The 1,134-nt window shown below is 38.2% G+C and carries 1 protein-coding gene; it reads right to left on the bottom strand.

Translation table 11 applies throughout. The annotated features are described in order from the left end of the window. Positions 1–177: 177 nt before the first annotated feature. Complete coding sequence (locus INF29_RS14385) at positions 178–1,026, bottom strand: HipA domain-containing protein (protein ID WP_207728192.1); 849 nt, start codon at positions 1,024–1,026, stop codon at positions 178–180. Between the last annotated feature and the right edge of the window lie 108 nt (positions 1,027–1,134).

Below are 1,134 nucleotides of genomic sequence, written 5' to 3'. Positions count from 1 at the left end.
TAAAAACCTCCTATGCTTTCTTGTGTCTTGGCGGACTCAAGATAATTATAGCATAGGAGGTTTTTGCTTGAAGCTGAAGCTCACTGATTCCCCCGGCATAGCCGGGGGTTTTTATTGGATTCACCAAAAAAAGAGCAGAACCTGATTTAGATTCTGCTCTTTGCATTCACTTTTTTCTCATTTCACATATGTTTTTAAAATATGCAGCCTATCCTGCAACATCTTATATTCCTTTTCTTTTCCTGCAAACCACGCTGGATCGATTTCTGTTATCTGATTCATACCTATTTTTTTCACAGCCTCCACCGCGGCTTCCTTTTGAGAAATATGCAGTGGTAAAACTGTCTGGCATCTGGCTCCTTCTATGGTATCATACGCTTGGAAAGACTGGTTAAAATCCATCAACGGATGCAAACAGAGTAGTTTATTCTTTTGATTGTCGATTAAAAATCCCCAGTTACCCCAATGTCTATCCACATTGCCAACAAGATAATCCAGTATGTTCATCATATAAAAAGAATAAGCATCCAGCTTCAAAATATATTTCATTGGGTCAATCTCTTTATTTACCGCATAAATTTCAAATGCTTCTCTGGATACGATAGATCTTTCTTTGGTTGTCATGATATCACTGACAGATACAGGTTCCCCATCATATTCCCCCAAAGTATACGTAACCTGTTTACAGTCAAAGCACTGACAAACTTTACTTGCGAGGATTTCATTTTTCACAACTTCTCTTCCACCATCTTTATAAAGCTGGAAATGATCATTGTTTCTAATCCATGCTTTCGGGAAACATCCATTCGTAGAAAGATCCTTTGCAAATTCATTTTCCAAATGCTCATTATGGACAGTAAGCTGTTTTCCCTTTAAGGAAACATCTACCAAAGCATTGTCCAAATGATTCTCATAAAGGTTCACTTCGTCAAAGAAGATTTTTTCTTTTTTCTGGCGTACCCAATAAATATCTGTCAAGGACAGGCATCTGTATGTTAATGCAATTCCTGTGGGTTTGTCAAACATATGTTACACCCTCCTTAATAAATTCCTTCAGGACAGTCTGTGGGGATTTCCAACCCAGAGGTCTCATAGGGAACAGATTATAGTCCCTACGGTTATAGACTTGGAGCT

Origin of the sequence: Anaerotignum lactatifermentans (genome assembly GCF_014982935.1) — a bacterium.
Taxonomy (GTDB): domain Bacteria; phylum Bacillota; class Clostridia; order Lachnospirales; family Anaerotignaceae; genus Anaerotignum; species Anaerotignum lactatifermentans.
Note: the sequence above shows the minus strand (reverse complement) of the source record. Positions and strands in the feature narration are given on the sequence as shown.